Origin of the sequence: Nocardiopsis listeri (assembly GCF_020741345.1) — a bacterium.
Lineage (GTDB): Bacteria > Actinomycetota > Actinomycetes > Streptosporangiales > Streptosporangiaceae > Nocardiopsis > Nocardiopsis listeri_A.
Map to the genome: position 1 here is coordinate 1 of NZ_DYZD01000018.1, position 18,715 is coordinate 18,715.

At 68.9% G+C, this 18,715-nt stretch carries 20 protein-coding genes and 1 pseudogene; all 21 read right to left on the bottom strand.

Going from position 1 to position 18,715, the window contains the following annotated elements; translation table 11 throughout:
- Positions 1-626, bottom strand: a 626-nt coding sequence (locus K8V84_RS00710; RefSeq protein WP_304069195.1) for a Clp protease N-terminal domain-containing protein, incomplete at its 3' end; no start/stop codon positions are given.
- A gap of 775 nt (positions 627-1,401) precedes the next feature.
- Positions 1,402-1,740 carry an Lsr2 family protein gene (locus K8V84_RS00715; RefSeq protein WP_304069196.1) on the bottom strand — a complete coding sequence of 113 codons (339 nt, stop codon included), beginning with the start codon at positions 1,738-1,740 and terminating at the stop codon, positions 1,402-1,404.
- A gap of 217 nt (positions 1,741-1,957) precedes the next feature.
- The gene (locus K8V84_RS00720; RefSeq protein ID WP_304069197.1) at positions 1,958-2,239 is read right to left on the bottom strand and encodes a hypothetical protein; all 282 of its coding nucleotides are present in this window, start codon (positions 2,237-2,239) and stop codon (positions 1,958-1,960) included.
- Between the two features lie 447 nt (positions 2,240-2,686).
- Complete coding sequence (locus tag K8V84_RS00725) at positions 2,687-3,265, bottom strand: amino-acid N-acetyltransferase (RefSeq protein ID WP_304069198.1); 579 nt, start codon at positions 3,263-3,265, stop codon at positions 2,687-2,689.
- A gap of 123 nt (positions 3,266-3,388) precedes the next feature.
- Entirely contained in the window at positions 3,389-3,703 is a 315-nt protein-coding gene (locus tag K8V84_RS00730; RefSeq protein ID WP_304069199.1) for a LuxR C-terminal-related transcriptional regulator, read from the bottom strand.
- A 706-nt stretch (positions 3,704-4,409) separates the two neighbouring features.
- Positions 4,410-5,912, bottom strand: coding sequence for a bifunctional lysylphosphatidylglycerol synthetase/lysine--tRNA ligase LysX (gene lysX, locus K8V84_RS00735; protein WP_304069200.1), 1,503 nt, complete (start codon positions 5,910-5,912; stop codon positions 4,410-4,412).
- 159 nt (positions 5,913-6,071) lie between these two features.
- Positions 6,072-6,854 (bottom strand): type III pantothenate kinase, encoded by a 783-nt coding sequence (locus tag K8V84_RS00740; protein ID WP_304069201.1) that lies wholly within the window; start codon positions 6,852-6,854, stop codon positions 6,072-6,074.
- A 64-nt stretch (positions 6,855-6,918) separates the two neighbouring features.
- Positions 6,919-9,510 carry an L-aspartate oxidase gene (locus tag K8V84_RS00745; RefSeq protein ID WP_304069202.1) on the bottom strand — a complete coding sequence of 864 codons (2,592 nt, stop codon included), beginning with the start codon at positions 9,508-9,510 and terminating at the stop codon, positions 6,919-6,921.
- A gap of 51 nt (positions 9,511-9,561) precedes the next feature.
- Complete coding sequence (gene panC, locus K8V84_RS00750) at positions 9,562-10,434, bottom strand: pantoate--beta-alanine ligase (RefSeq protein WP_304069203.1); 873 nt, start codon at positions 10,432-10,434, stop codon at positions 9,562-9,564.
- 82 nt (positions 10,435-10,516) lie between these two features.
- On the bottom strand, positions 10,517-11,401 hold the full coding sequence (locus tag K8V84_RS00755) for a Rossmann-like and DUF2520 domain-containing protein (protein WP_304069204.1): 885 nt from the start codon (positions 11,399-11,401) through the stop codon (positions 10,517-10,519).
- A 220-nt stretch (positions 11,402-11,621) separates the two neighbouring features.
- A complete protein-coding gene (locus tag K8V84_RS00760) occupies positions 11,622-11,864 on the bottom strand; it encodes a hypothetical protein (RefSeq protein ID WP_304069205.1) in 243 nt (80 codons plus the stop codon).
- A gap of 432 nt (positions 11,865-12,296) precedes the next feature.
- On the bottom strand, positions 12,297-12,536 hold the full coding sequence (locus K8V84_RS00765) for a chaplin family protein (protein WP_067606273.1): 240 nt from the start codon (positions 12,534-12,536) through the stop codon (positions 12,297-12,299).
- Between the two features lie 246 nt (positions 12,537-12,782).
- Positions 12,783-14,174 carry a PH domain-containing protein gene (locus K8V84_RS00770; protein WP_304069206.1) on the bottom strand — a complete coding sequence of 464 codons (1,392 nt, stop codon included), beginning with the start codon at positions 14,172-14,174 and terminating at the stop codon, positions 12,783-12,785.
- A 177-nt stretch (positions 14,175-14,351) separates the two neighbouring features.
- Entirely contained in the window at positions 14,352-14,798 is a 447-nt protein-coding gene (locus K8V84_RS00775; protein WP_304069213.1) for a PH domain-containing protein, read from the bottom strand.
- Between the two features lie 171 nt (positions 14,799-14,969).
- Positions 14,970-15,464 carry a DUF3180 domain-containing protein gene (locus K8V84_RS00780; protein ID WP_304069207.1) on the bottom strand — a complete coding sequence of 165 codons (495 nt, stop codon included), beginning with the start codon at positions 15,462-15,464 and terminating at the stop codon, positions 14,970-14,972.
- On the bottom strand, positions 15,464-16,000 hold the full coding sequence (gene folK / locus K8V84_RS00785) for a 2-amino-4-hydroxy-6-hydroxymethyldihydropteridine diphosphokinase (RefSeq protein WP_304069208.1): 537 nt from the start codon (positions 15,998-16,000) through the stop codon (positions 15,464-15,466). Before folK ends, K8V84_RS00780 begins: the two co-directional genes overlap by 1 nt.
- Complete coding sequence (folB, locus tag K8V84_RS00790; RefSeq protein ID WP_304069209.1) at positions 15,997-16,368, bottom strand: dihydroneopterin aldolase; 372 nt, start codon at positions 16,366-16,368, stop codon at positions 15,997-15,999. The genes folK and folB overlap by 4 nt, the downstream gene beginning before the upstream one ends.
- Entirely contained in the window at positions 16,368-16,811 is a 444-nt protein-coding gene (locus K8V84_RS00795) for a nuclear transport factor 2 family protein (RefSeq protein ID WP_304069210.1), read from the bottom strand. The genes folB and K8V84_RS00795 overlap by 1 nt, the downstream gene beginning before the upstream one ends.
- Positions 16,808-17,713, bottom strand: coding sequence for a dihydropteroate synthase (gene folP, locus K8V84_RS00800; protein WP_304069211.1), 906 nt, complete (start codon positions 17,711-17,713; stop codon positions 16,808-16,810). Before folP ends, K8V84_RS00795 begins: the two co-directional genes overlap by 4 nt.
- A gap of 149 nt (positions 17,714-17,862) precedes the next feature.
- On the bottom strand, positions 17,863-18,453 hold the full coding sequence (folE, locus tag K8V84_RS00805; RefSeq protein WP_304069212.1) for a GTP cyclohydrolase I FolE: 591 nt from the start codon (positions 18,451-18,453) through the stop codon (positions 17,863-17,865).
- Positions 18,450-18,715, bottom strand: a pseudogene (locus K8V84_RS00810) (cell division protein FtsH); the annotation flags it as partial. The pseudogene K8V84_RS00810 and the gene folE, both read right to left, overlap by 4 nt.

Sequence of the window (18,715 nt, forward strand, 5' to 3'; positions counted from 1 at the left end):
ACCGGGTTGTTCTTGGTCCTGCGGGACAGGACCTGCATGACCCGCTCGATCTCGTTGTCACGACCGATGACCGGGTCGAGCTTGGACTCGCGAGCGGCCTGCGTCAGGTTGCGGCCGAACTGGTCCAGCACCAGCGAGGTGGAGGGTGTGGACTCGGAGGAGGCCCCGGTGGCCTGCGGCTCCTTGCCCTGGTAGCCGTGCAGCAGCTGGATGACCTGCTGGCGAACCCGGTTGAGGTCGGCGCCCAGCTTGACGAGGACCTGGGCGGCGACGCCCTCGCCCTCGCGGATCAGGCCCAGCAGTATGTGCTCGGTGCCGATGTAGTTGTGACCGAGCTGAAGCGCCTCGCGCAGCGACAGCTCGAGGACCTTCTTGGCCCGAGGGGTGAAGGGAATGTGCCCCGACGGAGCCTGTTGGCCCTGGCCGATGATCTCCTCGACCTGCTGCCGAACCGCTTCGAGGCTGATCCCAAGACTCTCCAGGGCCTTGGCGGCGACACCCTCACCCTCGTGGATGAGGCCGAGCAGGATGTGCTCCGTACCGATGTAGTTGTGGTTGAGCATCCTGGCCTCTTCCTGGGCCAGAACCACCACTCGCCGCGCGCGGTCGGTAAACCTCTCGAACATGTCTCGTCGCTCCTCTACAGAGCGGTCAGGCAGGGACGGTCATTACCGACCCGACTCTTCCGCATATAGGCCCCACAGGGATAACCGCCCCGGGGAGCACTGTCGCACCGCCCGTCCTCGCCGACCGTGGCCGACTCGGACGAACATCTCCCGCACGACCGACCGCAGCCGTCCGTGCCAGAGACTTTCCCCGACGATAGGGCGTTCACCCAACATCCAACTACCAATTGCCGCGTCAGATTTCCCTGTACGCCGAAGGCGAACGGCCCGGACATCCCATCCATCACGAGAGTGCCCGGGCCGCACGTGCGTTAGCCCCATTATCGGCTCTTAGCGAACAAGCCGAAGCGTGTTGTTCTTCGAGCGGAATTGGTCCGCGGATGTCGATGCTTCCGACCGAACCGGGTCGGTGACCGATGGGAGCGACGGCCCGTGGTGGGACCGCCGCGCACCGGACCACCGGCAAGCGCGGTCCGCTCACGGGGTCGGAGTGCGTCGAGGCCGGGCCAAACGGGAGCGGGGACCGCGTGCCCGCAGCGCGGGGTGTCCTCCAACGAACGGTCTCCGCACCTGCTTGGCGCTCACGACCGAGCGGCTCCGCCCGATTCCACCGAAAATCCTCGCCTTCCCCGTTATCCCCTGCGTCCGGTGGGTCACGGCCCGTTCGTTGACGGACCGGATCCTGCCGGAGGATCGGGTGCGACGTCGGCGGGACTCAGGTCGAAATCCGATCAAGACCTGACAACATTTCGGCGGACCCGAGTCGACGGCGAACTCAGCCCTTGATGGCCTCATATTCGGCGACGATGGCGGCGGGGATACGGCCACGCTCATTGACCGGCTTCCCGGCGGCCTTCGCCCAGGCGCGAATCTCGGCGCTGCGCTCACGGCTGGGGGCATTCCGGCTTCCACGCCGGGCGCCACCACGACCCTGCTTCGCGGGGGCCTTACGAGAGGCCTCGACGAACGGGCCAAGAGCCTCACGGAGCTTGCCGGCATTATCCGCGCTGAGGTCGATTTCGTACGTCGACCCGTCGAGGCCGAACGTCACCGTCTCCTCGGCCTCGCCACCGTCGAGGTCGTCCACCAGGAAAACCTGGACCTTCTGTGCCATGGAATCAAACCTTTCAGAAGAGAGGTGTCTGTAGCACCTGAATATAAAGCTATCTCGCGAGAACGCGAAAGACAATTCCCGACGCGATGAAATCGACGTGGCCCACCAGACGAGGATTCGGGGTCACCGGAACCGCACGGGGCGCATGAGTTGGCCCGTGTGCACACGTCCCCCGACCTCGGGGAGTCTCGATGGCCGGATCGAACCGGCAGCGTATCTAACGCCCCTCGGATTCGGTGCGTTCCCCATCCTGGGTAATCGGCGTCTCGTTCGTCGCCTTGGTCTCCTCGACCTCGGCCGCGCCCTTGTCAGCCGCACTGTCATCCGAGGTGGCGTCCTCGCTGACCAGGCTTCCGTCCATCCGCCTCGGAGCCATCTCCTTACGGAGCAGCTTGATGACGAAGGCGCAGAAGACGGTCGCGACAACCACCGGCGGGATGAGCGCGGACAATACGTCGATCAGTCCAGGGGGAAGCACCGATGACAAAAAGTCGCCCATCGAAGCGCCCTGCCCTTCCTGGTTGTTACTTATTGCAGCAAATACCCGACTCAGTGTCGGGTCGGTCCGGGGGGATGGCGCGCCGGTGGCCCGGACAATCGCATACCAGACATCATAGACATCGTTTGCCCCCGGTTCGACACCGGACGTACCGAAGAGGTCTCGTCAAAGCCCTTCAGGCACCAATGTCCGATCGGAAGTTCCCGCCCCGCACCGGTTCGCGGACGGAAGGTGAGGAGCGGCTACTCGGCGGAACCGAAAAACGTGCGATCCCGTCATCTCATCGGTAGTCGACGAACCCTGCCGACCCGGCGGACGCAGGTACACATTACCCGCACTCTTCCACTCCCATACCACCCGGTGTGCTTAAGCGCTCGATCTCTCCACCACATGGACCGGATGCCTTGGGAGGTATGGCGAGCCGGTACCTATCCGCACCCGGAACCTTTAGCCCGAGGAACCTACGGGACCCTCCTCCAGATGCACAAGCATCCTCGTGTTCCCGAGAGTGTTGGGTTTGACCCGCTCCAGGTCGAGGAATTCCGCGACACCCTCGTCATAGGAACGTAGAAGTTCCTCGTACACGCGGAAGGAGACAGGAGTGCCCTGGATCGGCACAAAGCCGTGTCGGGCGAAGAAACCGGTCTCGAATGTCAGGCAGAACACACGACGCACACCCAGCCCGCGGGCCGTGTCGAGCAATGCGGTCACGATTCGATGACCCACGCCGAAACCGCGCAACGCGGGATCGACCGCGACCGTGCGAACCTCCGCGAGGTCCTCCCAAAGGACGTGCAGCGCCCCGCAGCCGACCACGGAGAGGCCCTCTCGCCCGGACGCGGGTTCCACGGGGCCGTCGGAGGTGGTCTCCGCCTCGGCCACCCAGAACTCCTGGACGTCCTCATAGAGGTTGACCGTGCTCTTGGAGAGCACGCGGCGGTCGACGGAGTAGGTGTCGACGAGGCGGCGGATGTGGGTGACGTCGGACGTACGCGCCCGACGCACCCGAACATGACGAACGGGCATAGCCGGACCAGACTACGCCTTCACGACCTCAGACCGGAACGCTCTTCCACCGGTGGGACGCGCGGGCGCGCGGGGCCGGTATGCCCGTATGTGTCACCCGGTCGTCTCCCGGGCGTGGTCGGCTCAGATGAGCTGACGCCTGGCGGCCCACACGACCGCCTCGATGGGTGTGTTCACCCCGAGCACGTCGCAGATGTTGCGAATGCGACGACGCAGGGTCCGAGCACTGAGCTCGAGGTGCCGCGCGGCCACTTCGGTGGTGACACCTGTGGCGATCTCGGCGAGCAGTTCCAGCTCCTCGTGACCCAACTCGACCGGGGTGTACACGCCCGGCTGGGCGTGCTCCCGCCGGCCCTGCAGGGGAACCACGTTCTCCCGGGGGTCACGCATGAGGCTCTGGTCCTCGACGGCACGGCGTACGAGTGTGGCCTGTTCCACTCCGTCCTCCCTCATTCATATGAGTGCGGAACATCGACTCATCGACCGAAGGGCGCATCCGACCGGCTGTCGGCGCGTGGTGAGTCCCGGCCACCCGACCCATCCCCGACGAACCCCTCTGGCACAGGGGTGGGGGAGGTGGGGAGCACGAGACACACGTGATGCCAGGGATGCTGTGATCTGGGACGGACAGACCACACCGTGGCTACGTGTGCGGGGGATGCTGGACCGGTCCTCGGCCCGACATCCCGGCTCACCGTTCTTCTCGATCCACTTCGGCGAACTCACGGACCAAGGTCCGCTCTCAGCACGCTAGGCCGCTCTGTTGTTACCGTCAAGGGCCGATAAATGACCATGCGTGATCGTCAATGGACGCTGGGTCGCAATGTCATGGAAGGTGAAATACCCCTCCGGGGCTGACCTGCGTAAACAATCTTCACCCGAGAACGGCTCCGCGGCCACTGGAACCTCTCGGAAAAAGAAGGTTCTGGCCGGTTGGCCATCTCGACCTGACCGGAAGTTCGTTCCCTATGGCCGGAAAGTGAGCGACATCTCGTGCCATAGGCCACGTTCTCCCAGGTGGCCGAAGTGACGAACGAGGGCCGCCGCTTCGGTTGCGCGACGGCCCTCTGACTTCTTTCGGTCATCCCGTAACGGGATTCCCTCTGTACCTATTCACCCCAAAGAGGGGTCAAGATGCGTGGTGCTACTCCCCGGACGGCTTCACGATCGGGAAAAGGACAGTTTCCCGAATGTTCTTGCCGGTGAAGGCCATCAGCAGACGGTCGATGCCCACACCCACACCACCGGTCGGCGGCATACCGTACTCCAGCGCGCGCAGGAAGTCCTCGTCCAACTGCATCGCCTCGGGGTCGCCCTCGGCCGCCATCAGCGACTGCTCGGTGAGTCGACGGCGCTGCTCGACCGGGTCGACCAGTTCCGAGTAACCGGTGCCCAGCTCCATCCCGAAACCGATCAGGTCCCACTTCTCGGTGAGCAGCGGGTCCTCGCGGTGCCGGCGGGTGAGCGGGCTCGTCTCCACGGGGTAGTCGCACACGAAGGTGGGCTGGACCAGGGTGTGTTCCACCAGCTCCTCGAAGACGTGCTCGACGAGCTTGCCCTGACCCCAGGCGTGGTCGAACTCCACACCCTTGGCCTCGGCCAGACGGCGGACCTCCTCGATCGGGGTGCGCGGGGTGACCTCGGCCCCCAGGGCCTCGGAGACCGCACCGTAGAGGGTGACCCGCGGCCACTCCCCGCCCAGGTCGAAGGTCTGGCCGTCACGCTCGATAGTGGTGGAGCCGTAGACGGCGCGGGCCGCCTCCTGGATCAGGTCCCGGGTGATGTCGGCCATCACGTTGTAGTCCGCGTACGCCTGGTAGAACTCCAGCATCGTGAACTCGGGGTTGTGCGTGGAGTCCGCGCCCTCGTTCCGGAAGTTCCGGTTGATCTCGAAGACCTTCTCCAGACCGCCCACGACCAGCCGCTTGAGCGACAGTTCCGGGGCGATGCGCAGGTACAGGTCCATGTCGTAGGCGTTGATGTGCGTGGTGAACGGACGCGCCGTGGCGCCACCGTGCACCCGCATCAGCATGGGGGTCTCGACCTCGATGAAGTCGCGGTCGCTCAGGCCCTCCCGGATCGCGCGGATGGCGGCCGATCGGCGGCGCACCATCTGCTGGGCCTCGGGGTTGACGATGAGGTCCACGTAGCGCTGACGCACGCGGGCCTCGGGGTCGGTCAGGCCCTTGTGCTTCTCCGGGAGCGGACGCAGGCACTTGGCCGTCAGCGTCCAGGAGCTCACCAGGATCGACAGTTCACCGCGGCGGGAGGTGATGACCTCGCCCTCCACACCCACGTGGTCACCGAGGTCGACGTCGGCCTTCCAGGCGTCCAGGCTCTCCTTGCCGACCTGGTCCAGGGACAGCATGATCTGCACGTCCCCGGTCTCGTCGCGCAGGGTGGCGAAGCAGAGCTTGCCACCCGTGCGGTAGAGCATGACGCGGCCGGCGATGGCGACCTTGTCCCCGTTGTGGGTGTCGGGCTCAAGGCCCTGGTGTTTGTCGCGCACTGGGCCGATCGACATGGTCCGCGGGTAGTTCACGGGGAAGGGGTCGATGCCCTCCTCCCGGAGCCGGTCCAGCTTCTGCCGCCGGACTCGCATCTGTTCGGGCAGGTCGTCGTAGGTGTCGTCGTGCGCGTCATTCACGGGCCCGATCCTACCCGTGTCGGACACTCCCACCGACCGGATCGGGCCCGTGCGCGGAAGGTTCGGCGCAACCTCACCGACACCCGCGGAGCGAAGGGCCCATCGGAGGGGCCGGGCACCCGTCACGACCTCGTTCGAGCCTCCGCCCCGGCCGGCGGCTCAGTCGACGTTGCGTTCGAAGACCAGGCGCAGGCCGGTGAGGGTCAACCAGGGCTCGTGCACATCGATCGTCTCGCACTCGTCCACCACGGTCGTGGCCAGACCTCCGGTGGCCACGACCGTGACGTCGTCCGGGTTGTCCGTCAGTTCCGCGACCATCCGGTCCACGATCCCGTCGACCTGGCCGGCGAACCCGAACACGATGCCCGAGCGCAGCGCCTCGGTGGTGTTCTTCGCGATCGCCGTCCGCGGCTTGACGATCTCCACCATGTGCAGCTGGGCGCCCCTTCGGGACAGGGCGTCCACGGAGATGTCGATGCCCGGCGCGATGGCGCCGCCCACGTACTCGCCCTTGGGGCTGACCGCGTCGAACGTGGTCGCCGTGCCGAAGTCCACCACCACGCTCGGGCCCCCGTAGAGGTGACCGGCGGCCAGCGCGTTGATGATCCGGTCGCTGCCGACCTCCTTGGGGTTGTCCATCCGGATCGGCACACCCGTCTTCACGCCCGGTTCGACGATGACCGCCGGCAGGTCCCCGAAGTGCCGGCGGAACATGTCGCGCATCTCGTGCTGGACGGAGGGCACCGAGCAGCACATGGCGATGCCTTCGACCCCGCCCAGGTCGCTCAGCGAGCTCCCGTCGATGAGGCCGCGCAGCACCACCGCCCACTCGTCCGCGGTGCGGCGAACGTCGGTCCCCACCCTCCAGTGTTCGAGAAGGTCATCGGAGTCGAAGAGCCCGAGCACCGTCTCGGAGTTACCGACGTCGATCGCCAGCAGCATTCTGGGGGCCTCATCCTTGGTCGAAGTGGTGGGTACCAATGGAATCTTCCATCACCCGGACGGTTCAGGCCAGGTCGAGCGCGATATCCAGCGCCGGACTGGAATGGGTGAGGGCCCCCACCGCCAGGTAGTCGACCCCCGTGGCGGCCACGTCGGCGGCCACCTTCAGGGTGAGGCCACCACTGGACTCCAGGCGAGCGCGGCCCTTCACCAGGGCGACGGCCTCGCGCAGTTCCGGCACCGAGAAGTTGTCGAGCAGGATCTCCTCCGCCCCCGCTGCCAGGGCGTCCTCGATCTGGTCGATCCGGTCGACCTCCACTTCCAGGGGAAGACCGGGGAAGCGTTCCCGGATGGCGCGGACCGCCGCGCCCACCCCTCCGGCGGCGACGACGTGGTTGTCCTTGATCAGCCCGGCGTCACTGAGGCAGTACCGGTGGTTGACCCCACCTCCGCATCGCACCGCGTACTTGTCCAGGGCCCGCAGTCCGGGGGTGGTCTTTCGGCTGTCCCGAACACGGGCTTCCGTCCCGGCCACGGCGTCCACCCAGGTTCGGGTGGCGGTCGCGATCCCGGACATGTGGGTGATCAGGTTGAGGGCGGTGCGCTCGGCGGTGAGCAGGTCACGGGTACGGGCGGTGACCGTCATGAGCACGTCGCCGCGCTTGACGGAATCACCGTCACCGGCCGACCGGGTCACCTCCAAGGCACCGTCGGCGACCAGCCAGAACACCAGCTCCGCCAAGGGCAGGCCACTGACGGTGCCGTCGGCCCGCGCCACCACGTGGGCGGTGCGCACCTGTTCGGCGGGGATGGTCGCCACGGTGGTGACGTCGATACGAGGACCGGCGGTGAGGTCCTCGGACAGGGCTCTCAGCACGGTGTCCACGTGACTCTGGTGTGGGGCGGTCCAGGGCAGCGTGAACTCTGTGCGCGCCTCCGGTGCCGGATCGGGCCGGCCCAGGGGGAAGGTGATGCCGTCCAGTTCGGCTTCCAGGGCGGGCGGGAGCGAGGGCCCTCGCTTGTCGTCGGTGGTCACGATGGTGTCCCCTTCAAGTCGGACGATCACGGGCCGCGTACGCAGCTCGGGGCGGGGTTCCGGTGTGTCGGCGCGCTGGTGGGAGCCTCGGCTCTCCGCGCGTCCTCTGGCCGCCGCGGCCACCAGGCGGGCCACGGTGAGCAGGTTCGCGGTCTCCCAGGACGCGGTGTCGGGGGCGACCTCGTCGGTGTTCTCGGCCAGGACGTCGAGTTCGGCGACCAGGGCCCGGAGTCCCTCACCGGTACGCAGGACCCCGGCGTGACGGGACATCAGGGCACGGACCCGCGCGGCGGTCGACGGGTCGACGGGCGGGGCGGACGCGCCGGCGGTCACGGCCTCCGTCTGCTCCGGGACCGGTTCCGCGACGAGTCGGGCGGCGATGCGGTCGGCGTAGACCAACCCCTCCAACAGCGAGTTGGAGGCCAGGCGATTGGCCCCGTGCACTCCGGTGCGGGCCACCTCGCCCACGGCCCACAGCCCGGGAACCCCGGTACGACCGTCGATGTCGACCTCCACCCCGCCGGAAGCGTAGTGGGCGGCCGGCGCCACGGGGATGGCCTGGGTCAGCGGGTCGATGCCGTGGGCGCGGCAGGACGCCAGGATGGTGGGAAAGCGACGCTCCCACGTGGCCCGGCCGAAGTGGCGGGTCTCCAGGTACACGTGGTCGGTGTCCCGCTCGGCCATGACCCGGGCGATGGTCCGTGCGACCACGTCGCGGGGGGCGAGGTCGGCGAGGTCGTGCACCCCCGTCATGACGCGTCGCCCCTCGGCGTCGACGAGGTAGGCGCCCTCACCGCGCAGCGCCTCCGAGACGAGGGGTTGTCGACCGCGTGCGTCCGGGCCCAGCCACAGGACGGTGGGGTGGAACTGGATGAACTCCAGGTCGCGCAGGCGCGCACCGGCCCGGGCGGCCAGGGCCAGGCCGTCCCCGGTGGACACGGGCGGGTTGGTGGTGGCCGCGAACACCTGGCCCATGCCGCCGGTGGCCAGGACCACGGCGGGGGCCCGGACCGCGCCCACCCCGTCACGATCACCCTCCCCCATGACGTGCAGGGTGATTCCGCCGACCCGACCGGTGGCGGGGTCGCGCAGGACGTCCAGGGCCAGGGCGTGCTCGATGATCTCCACACGTTCGGCGCCGCGGACGGCGCGCACGAGGGCGCGTTGGATCTCCGCACCGGTGGCGTCCCCTCCTGCGTGGGCCACCCGGTCGGCTCGGTGGCCGCCCTCCCTGGTGAGGGAGAGTTCGCCGTCGTCGTCGCGGTCGAACTCGGCGCCCAGTCCGATGAGCCAGCGCAGGGCGTCGGGCCCCTCCGTGGCGAGCACGTTGACGGCGTGGGGGTCGCACAGGCCGGCCCCGGCCAGGTGCGTGTCGACCATGTGGGCGACGGGCCCGTCCTCGGGAGCCATGGCAGCGGCGATGCCGCCCTGGGCGAAGGCGGTCGATCCGGTGGACAGACGGTCCTTGGTGACCAGGACGACCCGACCCGCGTCGGTGCGCTGAACGTAGCGCAGCACGGTGCTCAGGCCCGCGATGCCCGAACCGACGACCACGACGTCGGCGTGGGTGGTCCACCCGGGTTCGGGGGCCGTGATCCGGGTCTGTCTGTCAGCACTCATCCGGGGGTCGCTTTCTGAACGGTCTGAACGGACTCGGCCCGACGGACACCACTAGAGGGTCACCGACACGTTGTCGATGAGTCGCGTGGGGCCCACCCGGGCGGCGACGGCCAGGACGGCGTCGCCCCGATGTTCCGGGGACGCTTCGGCGAAGGTGGCCGGGTCCACCAGGGCGAGGTAGTCGAGTTCGACCGGTGGGGTCGCCTTCGCGGCCTCGTCGAGGACGGCGCGGGCGGCCTCTCGGACACCCTCGGCCCCGCCGGCGGTCGCCTCGACCCCGGCGCGCAGGGCACGGGAGAGCGTGAGGGCGCTGTCGCGGTGCTCGGCGTCGAGGTAGACGTTGCGGCTGGAGGAGGCCAGGCCGTCGGCGTCGCGCAGGGTGGGCGCGCCGACGATCTCGACCGGGAGGTTCAGGTCGACGACCATGCGTCGGACGAGGGCGATCTGCTGGGCGTCCTTCTCACCGAAGACGGCGAGGTCGGGGCGGACCAGTTGGAACAGCTTGGTGACCACGGTCAGGACACCGGTGAAGTGCCCGGGCCGGGAGGCGCCCTCCAGGCGTTCGCCCATGGCTCCGGCGTCGACGGTGACCATCTGCTCGGCGGGGTACATGGTCTCCACCTCGGGGGCGAAGACCACGTCCACCCCTTCCTCCGCGCACACCCCGACGTCGGCCGGCAGGTCGCGCGGGTAGCGGTCGAGGTCCTCGTTCGGGCCGAACTGGAGGGGGTTGACGAAGACGCTGACCACAACGGTCTCGGCCTTCTCACGGGCCAGTCGCATGAGGGTGCGGTGTCCACCGTGGAGGGCGCCCATGGTGGGGACCAGACCCACACGGCCACGGCCGTCGAGGGCACGGCGCAGTTCGTCCGGGGTTCGGACCACGAGGGGCCCGCCGGTGGCGGGCGTGGTGGGGTCGGTCATCGATCTCTTCCTGGTGAGCACGGTGGCTCGCGGACCGGGGTTCCGCGCGCCGGAGTGGTTCGGGGCTCGGCGGTGCGCTTCCTCAGCGGCGCAGGACGTCGAGCAGCCGCGCGGCGTCCTCAGGCTTGAGCAGCCCGGCGTTGATGGCCCGATCCGCGGTGAGCCGGGCGAGTTCGACGTAGCTGGCGACGCTCTCGGGGGCGTTCTCCCGCAGTTGTTCGATGTGACCGGCGACCGTCCCGGCGTCACCGCGCAGGACGGGGCCGCTGAGCCCGTGGATGCCCAGGCGCAGGGCGTTGTCCAAAGCGGCCGAGAGCATCGGGGCGAGCAGGCGCCCGGGTTCGGGCACCCCTGCGGCGGAGAGCAGGGAGGCGCTGTCGGCGACGAGGGTGACCAGGTGGTTGGCGCCTCCGGCCAGGGCCGCGTGGTACAGGGTGCGCTTGTCCTCTGCGATCCACACCGGTTCGGCGCCCATCTCGACGACGAGGGCCTCGGCGATGGGGCGCAGCTGGTCGGGGGCGGTGACACCGAAGGTGCAGTCGGTGAGTCGTTCGATGTCCTCGTCGCGACCGGTGAAGGTCATGGCGGGGTGCAGTGCCAGGGGTAGTGCCCCGACGATGGTGGCGGGGGCGAGGACGCTGTAGCCGTGGGCGCCGCTGGCGTGGACGAGGATCTTGCCGCGCAGGTCGACCCCGGTTCCGGCGAGCCCCTCGACCAGGTCGGGAAGGGCGTCGTCGGGAACGGTGAGCAGTACCAGGTCACTGGCCTCGACCACCTGGGCGGGTTCGAGGAGGCGGGCACCGTCCAGACGCTTCTCCACGCGGGTCACCGACGCCTCGGAGACCGCGCTGGCCGCCACGACCTTGTGTCCGGCCCTGGCCAGGGCGAGGCCGAGGACGGAGCCGACACGTCCGGCTCCGACGACGCCGACCCGCAGACGGGCGGGGCGCCCCTGTGTCGTCTCCATGTGCTCCGCATCCCCTCCTGGTCCGGTGCGCGTTCGCTTCCCGCGCGCCGAGGTCTGAGCACACGATAGTCCTCCCCCTGTGGTGGACCGTCGCCCCGCCCCTGGTGAGGAAGGTTCCGGGAGGTGACGGGGACATGGAGCGGGGACGGGCATCGTCGCCCGCCCCCGCGTGTGTTCCGCCCGCCCCGGCCGACCGTCTCGCGGCGGCCGGGCCCCGGCATCAGTTCTGGATGATGACCCCGGCGTTGTAGCAGGAGGCGAGGGTCTGGCCCAGCACCGCGTTGGAGTTTCCGCAGCCGACGTTGGTGTTGTTCACATCGTTGATGTAGGCGATGTTGCCGCTGACGTCGGAGCCGTGACCGGAGGTCCAGGCTCCGCCCTGCGCCGCGGCCGGCGTGGCGGAGAGGATGACCCCGGCGGAGGCGAGGGTCACGACACCGACTGCGAGCGTCTTCTTCAGCACTACTTTGTCTCCTTAGGCGTCCGGTCGGGGGGAGCCGCCCGGACTCTTGGTTCGACGACGCCTGTTGGCGTCGGGGAAGAAATTACCTACGGAGACGATCGCGAAACGCACTCTGATCTGCATTGATCACGAGAAGTCGACGACCATCACCCACGGTCGCGGTACTTCCCGGGGCCCACCCGGACAAAGGCTCAGACTTCGCGTCGCCCCTGCTCGCGCAACGTCACCACCGCTTCGGGGTTAGCGCGCGGCGACAACACCGGTTGCGGTCGACCGTTGCCGGAGCACGGACCACGGACACACGAAAAGCGCCACCCCGTCGTCACGGGGTGGCGCTTGACGCGATGAAGCCCAGGGACCCGAGGGCGGTTCAGCGGAAGGCGCCTTCCGACTGTTCACCCCGCCCGGATCGGGTCGGTTCGGTGACCCGAACTAGTTCTTCACGGTGGCGCCGGAGTCGACACAGTTGGCACCGGAGACGCCCAGCAGCGCGATCGAGTTGCCGCAGACGTTGACCGGCACGTCGAGGTCGGCGATGAGCTGGTTGCCGCTCAGGATGCCGCCGTTACCGGAGGTGAACGCGTTGCTGTTGGCCATGGCCGGGGACCCGGCGAAGAGGACGCCGGCGGCGGCAGCGGTGATGGCGGTAACGGCGAAGGCCTTCTTCAGCATGAATTTCTCCCGTCAGGACCGTTTGGCGGGGGGCGCCAAACGGTCGAAACCATTGACGATGTGTATGACAGTGAACACTCCCCGTGTTCGGTCACCATTTAGCCATACTCAGCCGCCGAACGTGACCAGAAACCCGAAGCTTTTATGGCCCGCGACCAGGAAATATCACCATCTGTGAGCAGACATGTCGGACATGCAACCCGCAACCACGGCCACCTACAGCCCCACGTGTGACACACGCCACATTCACATCTCGGGGGTGTCACGCGGAGAAATCTCCGCGTCCTCGCCCGGGTGTTCCCTTTGGCCGGATTCCGCGTGCATGGTCGCCCGGGTCGCCCATCGTTCCGTGCCCGCGGAGGGAACCCGTGCCCGCCTGCCGGCCTCGGCCAAATCGTCCAGGAAACGACGTCCCTCCACCGCGCCCCGGTCGGTCGCGCGCGCCGACACCGGCCCCGGAGGCGTGTCCACGTCGACCGTGACCCGCCCTCTCAGGCGTGCGATCGGACCGGAGGAGAGCCGCAGCGTCTGTACCCGCTCCACCGGGACGATCTCCGTGACCCGGCAGAACACGCCGCGCACGCTCACGAACAACCGCTCGTCCACCCCGGCCGCGTCCGCCGAACGCGTCCGGTCGGCCACCAGCGGCACCACCGCCGCCTCGCTCCCGGGGAAGACCTCGTTCACCAACGTGAACGCCTTGGACCGCGGCGCCACCGGCAGCAGGTCCGCCGAGTCGCCCTGTCGGGCCCCCGCGTACCCCGCGACGGTCGCCTCCACCCGGGCCACCCCCAGAGCCCGCCACAGCATCGGTTCCACGATCCGAACCGCCTGCACCCGACCGGGCGGGACGGTCTGCATCCGACGCTGGAACATGCCGTAGCGCAGCCTCAGACCGTCCGAGGACAACGACGCGTAGAAGTCCGTGTACCGCGCCAGCGGGCCCCAGTAGTAGCGCAGCAGCCCCAACGCGAGCGGCACCACCGCGCCCAGCACACCCGGCTCCAGGAAGACCACGAACGCCGTGGCCAGCATGAGCAGCAGGATGAAGGAGACCAGGATCGGCACCCTGAAGGTCAACGCCCCCAGCAACAGCGGGAAGGGCAGGCGGTAGAACGGCCATTCCGGGGCCTCCGGAGCGCGGCCCGGGAGCCCCGCCGCGTGGGCGAGCACCGCTACCCGCATCCGCTCCGCGAGACCTCTGGGCAGGCAGCGCAGCCGGATGGCGCTACCGTCCCCGCCGGCCAGCTCGACGCGCAGCTCCGCCATCCCGAACACCTGCATCAGCAACGGCTGGACCACGTCCACCGCCTGGAGCCGACTCAGCGGGATCTCCCTGGCACTGCGCAGGACCAATCCCGTGTGCACCACCAGGTGGTCCTCTCGGAGTCCGAAGGTGCCGTACCACCAGGAGGGCAACGCGTAGGCGAAGGAGCCGAACAGCACCGCCAACGCCATGAACAGCACCCAGGCGAACCCGAACATCACCAGGATCGGCCCGATCAACGCGACGAACACCAGCGTCACCGCGATGATCTGCAACGGGATGATCATCCAGTGCGCCCGGAACACGCCGGTGGTGATGTCGTCCTTCGGAGGCGGCGGGAGCGGCGGCCCCCATCCGGGCCGTGCCGGCATGACCGGACCCTGGAAACGCGGGTAGGGGCCTTGCGTCGGTGGGTAGGGCGCGGACCCCGGCGGGCGCGCGCCCTGGTTCGGACCCGGCGGCGACCCTTGGGGCGGTCCCTGCGGAGGGCGGTTCGCCCCGCCTCCCGGCGGAGCCCACCCTGGTTCCTGCTGAGGCGATCCGTGCACTTACAACCCCGTGGAGAAACTCTCGCTGCGCGCGGCGAGCCGGTCGCGCAACTGGACGGCATCGGACAGCGGGAGCCCGACCACCCGCGCGTCCGCGGTGCTCGCCGCGGTGCGCACACGCACCGTCGCGATTCCCAGCGCCTGTTCGAGCAGATCGGTGGTGACGTCCACGACCTGCATCCGGCCGTAGGGCACCACCACGAGCTGCCGGACGAACACCCCGTAGGTCAGGTACAACTCGGCCGACGCCTCGGTGTAGCCCCAGGAGCGTTGGAACCGACCCGCGAGGAACCACATCAGGGCCGCGACGACCAGGGCGAGAGCGGCCCAGATCCCGGCCCGAAGCGGGCTGTCCCACATGAACAGCAGCACGCCGCCGACCACCCCGGCGACCAGGCATCCCGCCGTGGTCACCAGCCGTCGATACCAGGCCAACGCCGGTGGGATACGCCGCCAGGACAGACCCTCGGGTGCGGCGAAGGCCGCGTCCAGGGGCCGCTCCACACTCGTCGATCCCGTCTCGGACTCGGTCTCGGGTGTCGATTCACTGGTCTCCACGGCCTCAGTCAACCATCAGCGCGCAAGGGTCGGTGAAGGCGCGCAGCGAACACCGGATGTTCAGGTGGCCCGTGGCGTGTCGTCGGTGTCGTCCTCGCCGTCGTCGTCGGGGACCCGGCACGCGTGCTCCAGGTACAGCGCCGCGGCCAGGAGCAGACCCGCGGCCAGGGCGGTGCCCAGCGAGATCAGGAAGGCCTCGCGATGCGTGGGCAGGTCCAGCCGTTCGGTGATCGACAGGGCCATACCCGCGAAGAAGCCCGCGGCGATCGACGCGAACAGGGCGCTCGCCTTGGCCAGGGCCAGCAGGCGGGCGGCGCTGAGCGGTGCGATGGGTTCGGTCCCCGGCTCGCGTCGAATGCGCCGCGCGGTCCGTCCCGCGGTGTAGGACTCGGCGAAGGCCAGCAGCAACAAGGTCGGGATCGCCGACCACGGGATCAGCGGCAGCCCGGACAGCGAGTTGGCGATGAAGAGGCCGACCAGGGCCCCGAGAGCCGCCAGGACCGACGGGACACGCCACCCGGTCGGGGAGAGCGTGCCCCGGTCGTCGCCGGACATCAGCGATCCGCCTCCCCCGGAAGCCGCAGGGCCAGATCGTCCCGGCGCGTCAGCTTCTGTTCCCCGGTGGTGTCGGCGGCCTCCACGTCGGCGAGCAGCGTCGCCACCGGGGCCCGGCCGGGCACGACCGCCGCGGGGTCGGCGTCCAGCCAGGGCCGCAGCACGAACGCGCGCAGGTGGGCGCGCGGGTGCGGCAACGTCAGGACGGGGTCGTCGTCGACGGTGTCCCCGAAGGCGATCACGTCCACGTCCAGCGTGCGCGGGCCCCACCGCACCTCCCGGACCCGGTCGAAGTCCCGTTCGACCGCCTGTGCGCGCTCCAGCAGCTCCCCGGCGGTGCCGTCGAAGTCCACGACCAGGACCGCGTTCAGATACGTGTCCTGTTCGGGACCCCCCACCGGGGCGGTCTCATAGACCGGCGAGAGCACGACGGGCGTGGGCGCCTTCGGCCCGGACAACAGCGCGTCCACGGCCCCCCGCAGGGTGGCGTGGCGGTCCCCCAGGTTGGAGCCCAGGGCGAGTACGGCACGGGTCACCACGCACCCCGCTTCCCACGGGTCACCGTGACCGAGACGTCCTCGAACTCGTGCTCGATCGGCGCCGACGGCTTGTGCACGGTCAGCTCGACCCCCTCCACGAGCGGCTCGACCATGCACTCGGCGGCGAGCCGTTCGGCCAGCGTCTCGATCAGGTTGACCGGTTCCCCGGTGACGATCGCGACGAGACGGTCGGCGAGCAGCCCGTAGTGCACGGTGTCCCCGACGTCGTCGCTGGCCGCGGCCGGGCTCGTGTCCAGGTACAGCACGGCGTCGACCACGAAGTCCTGGCCCTCGCGACGCTCGAAGTCGAACACTCCGTGGTTGCCCCGGGCCCTCAGTCCATGGAGCGCGATGCGGTCGGACATCAGTCCTCGGCCTCCGGCTCGTCCTCTTCCATCAGGACCGGCGAGGCGTGGTGCGACCACAGCCGCCACCCCTGCTCGGTGTCGACGAACAGATTGGTGGTGACCACCTGACCGCCCGCGACGAACCCGGGGCTGCCGTCCTCGGCCGTCAGCACGTTCTCCTCACAGGTGACCATGGCGATATCGCCGCCCACCCCGATGTGCGTCTCCGTGAGCACGTACTGGATGTAGGTGACGTTGGCCATGATCAGGGACCAGGCGCGCATGATCTCGGTACGACCGCGCAGCAGCGGCCAGCCCGGGTTGACGCAGACCAGGTCGGGGGCCTCGTCCTCCTCGGCCCACACCGTGCCCATCAGGTCGATGTCACCGTTCTCGATGGCGCTGTAGAACTGGGCGTTGGCCTCGGCGACGCTCTCCATGACCTCCTGGCGGGACTTCACAGGCCACCCCGGACCAAGGGCTCGGAACGACCCTCGTCGAGCCGACGGCCACCGTCGGACCAGGCGGCCGCCACGCGTACGGCGTCGGCGTTGGGACGGACGTCGTGCACCCGTACCGCCCACGCGCCCCGGTCCGCGGACAGGGTGGTCACCGCGGCGGTGGCCGCGTCACAGTCGACGAAGGGGCGGTCCTCGCCCTTGCCGTCACCGAGCAGGCGGCTCAGGAAGCGTTTGCGGGAACCGGCGACCAACACCGGACGGCCCAGTTCGTGGAACCGTTCGAGGTGTTGGAGCAGCGCCCAGTTGTGCGCCTGTTCGGGACGTTTGGAGAATCCCAGCCCCGGGTCCAGAACGATCTGGCCGGGGTCGACTCCTGCACTGATCATGGCCTCCATACGGTCGCGGAGCTCATCGAGGACCTCCTGGACGACATCCGTGTACACGGCACGGCTCTGCATGTCATGACTATGCCCACGCCAGTGCATCAACACGTAGGCGACACCGGAAGATGCGACCAGTCGTGCCATCTCGGGGTCGGCCAACCCGCCGCTGACGTCGTTGACCAGGACGGCGCCGGCCTCGACCGCGCGCTCGGCCACCTCGGCCCGCATGGTGTCGACACTGACCGCGACCCCACGTGAGGCGAGCTCCCGCACGACCGGTTCGACGCGGCGCAGTTCCTCGGCGGAGTCCACACGCTGGGCGCCGGGCCTGGTGGACTCACCGCCCACGTCGATGATGTCGGCCCCCTCTTCGACCAGCCGCAGACCGTGTTCGATCGCGCGTTCGGGATCGAACCAGGACCCGCCATCGGAGAAGGAGTCGGGGGTGACGTTGACGACCCCCATGACCAGGCACCGCCCGCGGTCGGGCAGTCCCGGAAGTGTGTGTTTCGGCGCCATGCGTTTCACCCTACGCGTACGCGTAGGGGCCGGGGGCACGCTGCCCCCGGCCCCGTGAAGGTGTTCTCCGAGTCGCTCCGGACCGACCACGCGCACCGGCCGAACCCCGACCTGTCACGGACGGTCCTACGGACGATTCGGTACCGGTCTCAGGCCCGGTCGAGGATGAGACTCATGGCCTCGGCCCGGGTACGGTCACTGCTGCGGAATATCCCCCGGACCGCGGAGGTGACCGTCTTGGCGCCGGGCTTGCGCACCCCGCGCATGGTCATGCACAGGTGTTCCGCCTCGACCACCACGATCACGCCGCGCGGGTTCAGGTGGTCCATGATGGCGTCGGAGACCTGGCCGGTCAGCCGCTCCTGCACCTGTGGCCTGCGGGCGTAGACGTCCACGAGGCGGGCGAGCTTGCTCAGGCCGGTGATACGGCCGTCCACTCCCGGTATGTAGCCCACGTGCGCCACCCCGTAGAACGGCACGAGGTGGTGCTCGCACGTCGAGTAGAGCTCGATGTCCTTGACCAGGACCATCTCCTCGTGATCGGCCTCGAAGACCGTGGTGAGCACGTCACCCGGCTTCTGGCCCAGACCCGAGAACTGCTCCTCGTAGGCCCTGGCGACACGATCGGGGGTCTTGACGAGCCCCTCACGGTCGGGGTCCTCCCCGATGGCGATGAGGATCTCCCGGACCGCGCGGGCGATCCGCTCACGATCCACTGGTCTGGCGGGAAGGTCGCTCACGCCTGTTCTCCTTCGTTGCCGACTCGCCCCGGGAGTCGGCCGTTGAGCTCGGATCCCTGCACCTCGGCGCCGTTGAGTGTGGTCGTCTCCTTCTTGGAGAGGACCGGCGGCCGGTTGGAGGGCTGACGTTTGCCGTAGCCGGTGTAGGAACCGCGCGAGGGACGCTTGTGGACGGGGGCGAAGACCTCCAGCACCTCGTCCTTGGTGAGCGTCTCCCGCTCCAACAGCTGCAGGACCAGGTCGTCGAGGACGTCCCGGTATT

Excerpts from the sequence above, each read along its gene's own strand:
- K8V84_RS00745 (WP_304069202.1), bottom strand. The coding sequence starts at position 9,510 with ATGAGTGCTGACAGACAGACCCGGATCACGGCCCCCGAACCCGGGTGG.
- folP (WP_304069211.1), bottom strand. The coding sequence starts at position 17,713 with ATGGCGCCGAAACACACACTTCCGGGACTGCCCGACCGCGGGCGGTGC.
- K8V84_RS00780 (WP_304069207.1), bottom strand. The coding sequence starts at position 15,464 with ATGTCCGGCGACGACCGGGGCACGCTCTCCCCGACCGGGTGGCGTGTC.
- folB (WP_304069209.1), bottom strand. The coding sequence starts at position 16,368 with ATGTCCGACCGCATCGCGCTCCATGGACTGAGGGCCCGGGGCAACCAC.
- K8V84_RS00725 (WP_304069198.1), bottom strand. The coding sequence starts at position 3,265 with ATGCCCGTTCGTCATGTTCGGGTGCGTCGGGCGCGTACGTCCGACGTC.
- K8V84_RS00740 (WP_304069201.1), bottom strand. The coding sequence starts at position 6,854 with ATGCTGCTGGCGATCGACGTCGGTAACTCCGAGACGGTGCTCGGGCTC.
- K8V84_RS00720 (WP_304069197.1), bottom strand. The coding sequence starts at position 2,239 with ATGGGCGACTTTTTGTCATCGGTGCTTCCCCCTGGACTGATCGACGTA.
- K8V84_RS00770 (WP_304069206.1), bottom strand. The coding sequence starts at position 14,174 with ATGCCGGCACGGCCCGGATGGGGGCCGCCGCTCCCGCCGCCTCCGAAG.
- panC (WP_304069203.1), bottom strand. The coding sequence starts at position 10,434 with ATGACCGACCCCACCACGCCCGCCACCGGCGGGCCCCTCGTGGTCCGA.
- K8V84_RS00715 (WP_304069196.1), bottom strand. The coding sequence starts at position 1,740 with ATGGCACAGAAGGTCCAGGTTTTCCTGGTGGACGACCTCGACGGTGGC.
- K8V84_RS00765 (WP_067606273.1), bottom strand. The coding sequence starts at position 12,536 with ATGCTGAAGAAGGCCTTCGCCGTTACCGCCATCACCGCTGCCGCCGCC.
- K8V84_RS00755 (WP_304069204.1), bottom strand. The coding sequence starts at position 11,401 with ATGGAGACGACACAGGGGCGCCCCGCCCGTCTGCGGGTCGGCGTCGTC.